Origin of the sequence: Fodinicola feengrottensis (genome assembly GCF_010993775.1) — a bacterium.
Taxonomy (GTDB): Bacteria; Actinomycetota; Actinomycetes; order Mycobacteriales; family HKI-0501; genus Fodinicola; species Fodinicola feengrottensis.
The window spans coordinates 26,799-35,475 of the sequence record NZ_WOTO01000081.1 but is presented as its reverse complement, the minus strand read 5'-3'; the positions used below and the strand labels follow the sequence as shown (position 1 = coordinate 35,475).

General features: G+C 69.6%; 7 protein-coding genes and 4 pseudogenes. 5 read left to right on the top strand and 6 right to left on the bottom strand.

Annotated elements, in window-relative coordinates; genetic code table 11:
- Positions 1-190 precede the first annotated feature (190 nt).
- The 3 genes and pseudogenes from GNX96_RS44270 (at position 191) to GNX96_RS44260 (ending at position 2,373) form a co-directional block, all read left to right on the top strand.
- Positions 191-694, top strand: a complete 504-nt coding sequence (locus GNX96_RS44270) for a hypothetical protein (RefSeq protein ID WP_163573415.1) — start codon at positions 191-193, stop codon at positions 692-694.
- A 4-nt stretch (positions 695-698) separates the two neighbouring features.
- On the top strand, positions 699-1,478 hold the full coding sequence (locus tag GNX96_RS44265; RefSeq protein WP_163573437.1) for a TlyA family RNA methyltransferase: 780 nt from the start codon (positions 699-701) through the stop codon (positions 1,476-1,478).
- Positions 1,479-1,480: 2 nt separating this feature from the next.
- Positions 1,481-2,373: pseudogene (locus tag GNX96_RS44260) on the top strand (NAD kinase).
- 28 nt (positions 2,374-2,401) lie between these two features.
- On the opposite strand, the pseudogene GNX96_RS44255 reads toward GNX96_RS44260, so the two are convergent.
- The 3 genes and pseudogenes from GNX96_RS44255 to GNX96_RS44245 all read right to left on the bottom strand — a co-directional run bounded on the left by GNX96_RS44255 (position 2,402) and on the right by GNX96_RS44245 (position 5,875).
- Positions 2,402-2,891: pseudogene (locus GNX96_RS44255) on the bottom strand (methylated-DNA--[protein]-cysteine S-methyltransferase).
- Between the two features lie 18 nt (positions 2,892-2,909).
- Positions 2,910-4,383 (bottom strand): annotated as a pseudogene (locus GNX96_RS44250) (AlkA N-terminal domain-containing protein).
- Between the two features lie 55 nt (positions 4,384-4,438).
- Complete coding sequence (locus tag GNX96_RS44245; protein WP_163573436.1) at positions 4,439-5,875, bottom strand: MFS transporter; 1,437 nt, start codon at positions 5,873-5,875, stop codon at positions 4,439-4,441.
- Positions 5,876-5,977: 102 nt separating this feature from the next.
- Here GNX96_RS44245 and GNX96_RS44240 point away from each other — a divergent pair, with 102 nt between their 5' ends.
- Complete coding sequence (locus GNX96_RS44240; RefSeq protein WP_163573435.1) at positions 5,978-6,451, top strand: MarR family winged helix-turn-helix transcriptional regulator; 474 nt, start codon at positions 5,978-5,980, stop codon at positions 6,449-6,451.
- Here the strand turns inward: GNX96_RS44240 and GNX96_RS59985 are convergent.
- From GNX96_RS59985 to GNX96_RS59975, 3 genes and pseudogenes are all read right to left on the bottom strand, one after another.
- Positions 6,432-7,034 (bottom strand): FAD-dependent monooxygenase, encoded by a 603-nt coding sequence (locus GNX96_RS59985; RefSeq protein ID WP_279583148.1) that lies wholly within the window; start codon positions 7,032-7,034, stop codon positions 6,432-6,434. The two genes, GNX96_RS44240 and GNX96_RS59985, sit on opposite strands and share 20 nt — an antisense overlap.
- Positions 7,028-7,570, bottom strand: coding sequence for an FAD-dependent monooxygenase (locus GNX96_RS59980; protein WP_279583147.1), 543 nt, complete (start codon positions 7,568-7,570; stop codon positions 7,028-7,030). The genes GNX96_RS59985 and GNX96_RS59980 overlap by 7 nt, the downstream gene beginning before the upstream one ends.
- A 116-nt stretch (positions 7,571-7,686) precedes the next feature.
- Positions 7,687-7,836: pseudogene (locus tag GNX96_RS59975) on the bottom strand (FAD-dependent monooxygenase); the annotation flags it as partial.
- Between the two features lie 123 nt (positions 7,837-7,959).
- Between GNX96_RS59975 and GNX96_RS44225 the strand changes: the two are divergent.
- Complete coding sequence (locus tag GNX96_RS44225; protein ID WP_279583146.1) at positions 7,960-8,613, top strand: TetR/AcrR family transcriptional regulator; 654 nt, start codon at positions 7,960-7,962, stop codon at positions 8,611-8,613.
- The last annotated feature ends 64 nt before the right edge of the window (positions 8,614-8,677 follow it).

Below are 8,677 nucleotides of genomic sequence, written 5' to 3'. Positions count from 1 at the left end.
TCAACATGGTTGAGGACGACAAACCCGCCAAGATCGCCGCGGAGTAGAAACGCTTGTTCCGGGACCGCTGGTCCCGAACGGGCCCCGCTCCGGCGAAGAAGACCGCCACCAAGGCGGCGCCCGCCCAAGCCGCGAAGGCAGGTCCGGCGAAGACAGCTCTAGCCAAAACGGCGCCAGCCAAGACCTCAACATGGTTGAGGACGACAAACCCGCCGGCGGCGACCTCATGACCATTCCGATGCCCAAGCCCGGCCCGCCGCCCGGCTATCGACCGCCGGTGCCCGGCCCAGCGAAGAAGACCGCCACCAAGGCGGCGCCAGGTCCGATGCCGGCCCCGCCGGTGCCCGGTCCGCTCGTACCAGACCCGATCCCCACTCCGCAGCCACCAGCACCCGCTCCGCCGTCGCCGGTCCCTGGCCCAACGCCCGATCCGCCGATGCCGTCCTCGCCGGTTTCCACCGCGGAGGTGCCCGGTGGCACGGACCCGGCGCCATTGCCGTCGGTGCCGGCTGCGGCGAGTGCCAGCCCACCCGCCGCAGGGCCCTCGGTCGTACGAGCGGAAGATTCGCCGATCGACGCGGCCATGAAGCGGCTGGAAGGCATCGAGCAACTGCCGATCAGCGAGCACATCACCCGCTACGAGGCGGCCCACAAGTCACTACAGGACGCGCTCTCCACCATCGACCAGACCTGAGCCGGTGGCGGCTCGGCTGGACGTGGAGCTGGTACGCCGTGGCCTCGCCCGCTCCCGTGAGCAGGCCGCGGCGCTGATCGCCCAGGGAGCGGTGCTGGTCGACGGCCGCGCGGCCGGCAAGCCGGCGACCAAGGTCGACGAGCACACCGCCGTTGTCGTACGGGCGGAAGGCCCCGACTACGTGTCCCGTGGCGCCCACAAGCTGGCCGGCGCGCTCGCCGCCTTCGAGGTTGACGTGACCGGCCGCCGATGCCTGGACGCCGGCGCCAGCACGGGCGGCTTCACCGACGTACTGCTGCGCGCGGGCGCGGCTGAGGTGGTTGGTGTCGACGTCGGGTACGGGCAAGTGGCCGACGTGATCCGCGCGGACCCTCGGGTCCGGACCTTCGAGCGTACGAACATTCGCGACCTGACGCCGGAGACGATTGGCGGGCCGGTCGACCTGACTGTCGCCGACCTCTCCTTCATCTCGTTGAGCCTGGTCCTGCCGGTTTTGACGGCGTGTACGAGACCGGACGGCGACCTTGTTCCGATGGTGAAGCCGCAGTTCGAGGTGGGCCGCGAGCGGCTCGGATCCGGCGGTGTGGTGCGCGATCCGGCGCTGCGCGCCGAAGTCGTGCTGGCAATCGCGCGAGAGGCTGCCACCATGGGGTGGGGCACCCGCGGCGTCATCCGCAGTCCGCTGCCGGGTCCGTCGGGAAATGTCGAGTTCTTCCTCTGGTTGAGGTGCGGCGCTCCCGGCCCAGATCCGGATCAGATCGCTGCCGTGGTGGAGGAATCCTGAGCATGCCGGCCCGCAACGCGCTGCTGGTGGCACACACCGGGCGCCAGGAGAATCTCGCCTGCGCGAAGCAGGTCGTCGGCCAACTGGTCGAAGCCGGCTTCGAGGTGCGGGTGCTCACCGACGAGGCCAGCGAACTGCACGTCACGTCAAGGCCGACCGAGTGGAGCACGGTCCGGACGCGGCGGCCAGCAGCGAGATCGTCTTCGCGCTCGGCGGCGACGGCACCCTGCTGCGGGCCGCCGAACTGGCTCGGCACGCCGGGGTGCCGCTGATCGGCGTCAACCTCGGGCATGTCGGGTTTCTGGCCGAGGCCGAGCTGCACGACCTGGACGAGGCCGTCGGGGCGGTGATCGACCGGAAGTACACCGTCGACGAGCGGCTGGCGATCGATGTCGTGCTGCTGCGCGACGGGCAGGTGCTCGCCCGCGACTGGGCGCTGAACGAGGCCAGCGTGGAGAAGTCGGCCCGTGAGCGGATGCTGGACGTGCTGGTCAGCGTCGACTACCACCCGCTGTCCCGGTGGGGCTGCGACGGTGTCGTGCTCGCGACGCCGACCGGGTCGACCGCCTACGCTTTTTCGGCCGGCGGCCCGGTGGTGTCGCCGGACGTGGCCGCCCTCCTGCTCGTACCGATCAGCGCCCACGCGCTCTTCAACCGGCCGCTGGTCGCCGCTCCCGATTCGGTGCTGACCGTCGAGGTGCTGGCCAAGAGCCGGGCGTCGGCGGTGCTGTGTTGCGACGGCCGCCGGACGTACGACGTGCTGCCCGGCGACGTGGTGGAGGTGCGGCGATCGGCGAAGCCGGTCCGGGTCGTACGCCTGGAGCAGCGCACCTTCACCGACCGGCTGGTGGCCAAGTTCGCGCTGCCGGTCAACGGCTGGCGCCGCGCGGACTGAGGGTTGGCTAGTGTCCTGCGGCAGGACACTAGATCAGGGTGTCGGCGCCGTCGCGCTCGAAGTCAAGCAGGAAGCGCTTGCGTTCGATGCCGCCGCCGTAGCCGGTCAGGTCGCCTTTCGAGCCGACCACCCGGTGGCACGGCACGATGATGCCGATGGGGTTCTTGCCGTTCGCGAGGCCGACCGCGCGGGACGCGGTCGGTTTGCCGATCCGCTCGGCCAGCTCGCCATAAGAGACCGTCTCGCCGTACGGGATGTCTCGCAGCGCCGTCCAGACAGTGTGCTGGAAGTCCGTGCCAGCGAAGGCGATCGGCAGGTCGAAGTCGGTACGATCGCCGGCGAAATACTCTTTCAGCTGCTGGATCACCTCGGTAAAACTGTCGGGATCAGGCACCCCGAAAGTCTCCTGCGAGGGCAGGTGCCGCTGCTTTTTCCATATAGAGCCCGGCCAGCGTGCCGTCCTCAGCGACCAGAGTCAGCGGACCGACGGGACTGTCCACGACAGTGTGTGTACGCACTTGCTTAGTGTCCTTTCGTCAGGCGGGAAGCCGGTTGATGGGGTGGTCACCAGTCGCCCACAAATACTGCACGGCGTAGGCGCGCCACGGTCGCCAGCCCGCCGCCCGGGCGGTCAGCGCGGCCGGCGTGGTGGGCAGGCCGAGTTCGCCGGCCGCGAGTTTGACGCCGAGGTCGGTCGGGATGAAGGCGTCCGGGTCGCCGAGCGCGCGCGCGCATCGCGATGGTCTCGACGGTCCAAGGGCCGATGCCCGGCAGCGCGGTCAGCTCGGCGCGGGCCTCGTCCCAGTCGCTGCCGGTACCCAACTCCACCCGGCCGTCGGCCAGCGCGGCCGCCAGCCCGGTGACAGAGTTTCGCCTGGTCTGCGGCATCGCGAGGGTCGCCGGGTCGGCGTCGGCCAGTGCCGCGGGCTCCGGGAAAAGGTGCGTGAGGCCGCCGATGGGATCGTCGATCGGGTCGCCATACGCGGTGACCAGCCGGGCCGTGTGCGTACGAGCCGCCTGCGTCGAAACCTGCTGGCCGAGCACCGCCCGGATGGCGAACTCGGCACCGTCGACCGTACGCGGCACCCGCCGGCCAGGATTCTTGTCGACCAGCGGCGCGAGGTCCGGGTCCGTACGCAGCTGTTCGTCGACGGCGATCGGGTCGGCGTCCAGGTCCAGCAGCCGCCGGCAGCGGCTGATGGCGGTCGACAGATCCCGTAGGTCGGTGAGGGTGAGCTGGCAGGCGATGTGGTCGGGACACGGCCGCAGCTCCGCGATGGCGTGCCCATGCGGGAGCCGCAGGGTGCGCCGGTACGCGCCGTCCAGCCACTCTTCGACGCCCGGCACCCCGGTCGCGGCGAGGTGCCCGAACAGGTTGTCCGGGCACAGTGGCGCACGGAACGGCAGCCGCAGCGAGAGTGATCCCTGCGTCGGCGCCGCGTTTCGCCGGCTGGAGCGGACCCGCAGCTCGGTCGGGGTGAGCGCGAAGATTTCCCTTACCGTGTCGTTGAAAGCCCGTACGCTCGCGAACCCGGCCGCGAAGGCGACATCGCACATCGGCAGCTGGCTGGTCTCGATCAGCAGCCGTGCGGTCTGCGCCCGCTGGGCCCGGGCCAGCGCCAACGGCCCGGCGCCCAGCTCGGCGAGCAGCTGCCGCTGGATCTGCCGCACGCTGTAGCCGAGCTGGGCGGCCAGCCCCGGGACGCCGTCACGGTCAACCACGCCGTCGGCCACCAGCCGCATCGCACGGGCCACCAGATCGGCCCGCTCGTTCCACTGCGGTGAGCCCGGGCTGGCGTCCGGGCGGCAGCGTTTGCAGGCCCGGAAACCGGCTTGCTGAGCCGCCGCCGCGCTCGGGTAGAAGCGCATGTTCTGGACCTTGGGCGGCACCACCGGGCAACTCGGCCGGCAGTAGATCCCGGTGGTGAGCACCGCGGTGAAGAACCAGCCGTCGAACCGTGCGTCCTTCGACTGCACCGCCCGTACGCACCGCTCCACGTCCTCGTACATGTCTCTAGGATCGCTCGCGGTAGAGGCCCTGGCTGGCGGAAATACGACATGGCCCTCAGGCGTCCTGGCGGACTGGTTCCTCGGGCTGGGGCGCGGTCGCGAAGCGGCGGGGAAGCAGGAAGGTGGCGGCCAGCGCCAGGGCGAGCATGCCGATGCCGAGCCAGAGGGTGGTGGCGAGTGCGCTGCCGTACGCGCGGGCCTGATCGACGCTACGCGGGTTGACCTGAGTGAAGAAGAACGTGCCCACCACCGCCACTCCGACAGCGGCCGCCAGTTGGTTGGCGGTGTTGTAGAGCCCTGAGCTGGATCCGGCGTCGCTCACCGGCACGTCGTTGAGCGTCAGCGTGAGCAGCGGCGCGATCACCAGGCCCATCCCGGCACCGCCCACCAATGCGCCGACGATGAAATCGGTCCAGGTGGTGTGGGCGGTGGCGCTGGCTGAAACGTACGCGATCACCACAAACCCGAATGCCATCACGACCAGGCCAAGTTGCACGGCCAGCCGGCCGATCCGGGGCAGCAGGACGCCAGCGGAAAGGCCGGCAGTCACCGCCACCGCGAGCGACCAGACCACCATGGTCAGCCCCGCGTGCAGCGGACTCATTCCCACGCCGGTCTGCAGGAAAATCATGAAGGTGACGAAAAATCCCACAGTGGGAGCGAAAAACAGCAGCAGCGTCAGCAGGCCGCCGCGCAGCGAACGAAATCGGAACAGCGCGGTCTCCAGCAGCGGCGAAGCGATTTTTCGCTCGTACGCGACGAAACAGCCGAGCACCGCGAGACCTGCGGCGATGCACACGTACGTCCACACCGACCGGCCGCCGGCGTTCGCGATGTCGATGAGCGGACAGAGCACCAGCACCAGGCCGGCACTGGACAGCGCGAGACCGGGCAGGTCGAGACGGATGCGGCCGGTGTCCGGCGAACGGCTGTCCGGCAGCAGTGCGAAACACGCGATGAGTGCGAGAGCGGCGATCGGGACATTCACCCAGAAGGTCAGCCGCCAGGTCGAACCCCAGGCCAGCAGCAGCGGGCCGAGGATGGGGCCGCCGGCCGCGGCCAGCGAGGTGATGGTGGTGAAGGCGGCCATCGGGCCGCCGCGTTCGGCCGGCTCGTACATGACCTGGAGCTGCGAGATCACCTGCGGGATCATCGCGGCGGCGGCGAGCCCCTGCAGCACCCGCCCGGCGATCAGCAGGTTCGGGGTGGTCGCGAGGGCGCAGATGGCCGACGTGATCCCGAAACCGGCCATTCCGGCGGCGAACACCCGCTTGTGACCGAGCAGGTCGCCAAGCCGCGCGCCGGGGATCATGCCCAGCGCCAACGCGAGGGTGTAGCCGGCGACGATCCACTGCAGCTGAGCTGGGCTCGCGGTCAGGTCCTGCCGGATCGCCGGCAGCACTACCTGCAGGACGGTGGCGCCGACGAGGTCCACGAAGGTGGCGAGCAGCAGGACGAGCAGGGCGAGGGTCCGGTGGGACGGAGGTGGCACGACGTTGTCTCCCTGAAGGCGGCGAGTGCGATAATACGTCTGCGCCGCGCATTGACTGTGTGGCGCAGCAACTGCGTGACACAGTAAAAGGGGAGTGGGTCGATGTCAAACCAGGCGCGCCGGGAGGCGTTGGTGACCGAGCTGGTCGCCGCGTTGCCGGGCTGGCAGGTGCCGCTCGCCCAGCTGAACGGGCTGATCGCGGACCGGATGGGGGTCACCACGTCGGATCTGCAGTGCCTCTACGCGCTTGCGCACGACGGTCCGGCGACCGCCAGCGTGCTGGCCAAACGGGTGAACCTGACCTCTGGCTCCGCGTCCCGAATGGTCGACCGGCTGGAGGCCGCCGGCTACCTCCGGCGGGTCCCGGACCCGACCGACCGGCGGCGGATTCTCATCGAGCCGGATCAGGACAGCATCAACCGGGTCGGCGCGTACTACGACCCGCTCAACCAGCGGCACCGGGACGACCTCGGCGACTTCGACGAGGAGCAGCTGAGCCTGCTGCTGCGATTCGTCAAGGCCGCCGAGGCCAGCACCGAGTCGGTCGTACGCGAGTTCAGCCGAACCAGCGAGTGAGGTCGGGTGAGTCGCTGAGCGACGCGATGTAGCCGTCCGGTCGTACCAGCACGGCTGGCGCGTCCAGGCCCTCATGCGGTTTGGCGACGACGTGTCGTACCCGCTCGGAGCCGGGCGGCTCGAGAGTGCCGGTGAAGTCGACGAGGACTCCACGGCCGTCGTGGGTGAGGTCGCTGAACCAGCGCGTGCCGTCGGCGGTTTCCAGCTCGAGGTCGGGCATCCGCGTCCCGACCAGCGGGTTCGCGTCGCCCAGCTGGTAGTGGATGTCCAGGCCGCTGATCATGGCGGCGACCTTCTTGTTCAGCTCAGGGACCGCTAGCCACTCGGTGATCAGGTCCCGCAGGGCGATGGTGACCGGTTCGGAGGCGGCCATCAGCGCGCCCTGCGCCCGGGTGTTCTGCAAGACGCGCGCGCCGACCTGGTGACGCTCGACGTGGTACGTGTCGAGCAGCCCGTCCGGTGCGTCGCCGCGGACCGTCGCGGCCAGCTTCCAGCCCAGGTTGAAGGCGTCCTGGATGCCGAGGTTGAGGCCCTGGCCGCCGGTCGGCAGGTGGATGTGCGCCGCGTCGCCGGCGATCAGCACACGCGACCTTCCCGATAGCGCTCGGCCTGCCGCGACGCGTCGCTGAAACGCGACGCCGCCCGGACCTCCAGCAGCCGTACTCCCGGTCCATAAGCGCCGTCCAGCACCTCCTGGATCTCTTCTTCTGTGACCGGCGCGGTGCGGTCCTTGTCCAGCTGCGCGTCGCCACCGAACATCAGTCGGTAGAGGCCGCCAGGCAGCGGTGACAGGATCGCGACGTGGTCGCCGCGCCTGGTGATGTGGTCGGAGAAGTGGCCGCGCCGCGAGGGCAGCGTGACGCCCTCCAGTCGTATGTCCGACAGCACCATCGATGCCTTGCCGGCCAGCCCGGTGAAGGGGATTCCGAGCATTTTGCGGACCGCGCTGCGGGCGCCGTCGCAGCCGACCAGGAACTTGGCCGTCAGCTCGTACGTGCCGTCCGGGCCAGCCACCTGCGCGCGTACGCCAGTGTCGTCCTGGTCGACCGAGCCAAGCTCGTGCCCGCGCCGAACAGTCGTCCCGAAGCCGGCCAGCTCGGTCTCCAGGATGTCTTCCACGTCGAGCTGCAGCGTCGCCACGATGTACGGGCTGTGGGTGTCCAGCGCGCGGCGAAATCGAGCGGCGTCGCCAGCCCGGCGAAGTGGCCGCCGACCGGCGCCCGGTCCTGCGCGCGGGCCTGCATCTGGTCCATCAGCCCGCGCAGCCGGAACACCTCGGTCGTACGGCTGTGCAGGCCGCCGGCCTTGGACTGGATCGCTCGCGCGGCCAGCTGCTCAAGCACCTCTACCCGTACGCCGGCCAGCCGCAGCTCACGGGCCAGCATGAGGCCGGTCGGCCCGGCCCCCACCACGATCACATCAGTGTCAGGCATGTCATCTCCTCAAGACTTCATTAGATTAACTCAGTTAAGAAACTAACACAACCAAGTATTTGTCTGGGTAGCGCTATGATGACCGTCATGACCTCGGACCTCGGCTTGCGTGAACGTAAGAAGCAGCGCACCAGGCAGGCGATCTCGGACGCCGCCATCCAGTTGTTCCTCGCGCGGGGGTACGACGCCGTCTCGGTCGCCGACGTGGCGGCGGCCGCTGAGGTGTCCAAGCCGACGCTGTTCAAGTACTTCCGGAGCAAGGATGAGTTGATCCTGGACCGGATCGACGATCACCGGGCCGAGCCGGCGCAGGTGGTCCGCGGCCGTTCCGCGGGGGAGTCACCGCTGGACGCGTTGCACCGGCACCAGCTGCGGTTGCTGGCCGACCGGGATCCGGTCACCGGCATCAGCGACCGGCCGCAGGTGATCGCCTTCCAGCGGTTGCTCTACAACACCGAGAGCCTGGCCAACGCGCTGCTGGCGTACTCGATCGAGGGCGTGGAGCTGTTGCGGGACGCCCTCGTGGAGGCCTGCGGTCCTGGTCCGCATCGGGTGACTGCTGGCCTGGTCGCGAACCAGATCCTGATCACCACCCGCCGGCTCGGCCTCGACAACTGGGCGCAGGTCGCCGGTGGTCGTACGACCGAGGATCTCTATCCCGAGGCAGTGGCCGCGGTCAACCACGCTTACGCGCTGCTCCGCGGCGGTGTCGGCGACTACTGCGGGTAGTCGTACATCTGTACGGACAGTGGCGGTTGGGCGTGGCGACGGGGATGGGCGCGAAATGGTGAGA

Excerpts from the sequence above, each read along its gene's own strand:
- GNX96_RS44270 (WP_163573415.1), top strand. The coding sequence starts at position 191 with ATGGTTGAGGACGACAAACCCGCCGGCGGCGACCTCATGACCATTCCG.
- GNX96_RS44240 (WP_163573435.1), top strand. The coding sequence starts at position 5,978 with ATGTCAAACCAGGCGCGCCGGGAGGCGTTGGTGACCGAGCTGGTCGCC.
- GNX96_RS44225 (WP_279583146.1), top strand. The coding sequence starts at position 7,960 with ATGATGACCGTCATGACCTCGGACCTCGGCTTGCGTGAACGTAAGAAG.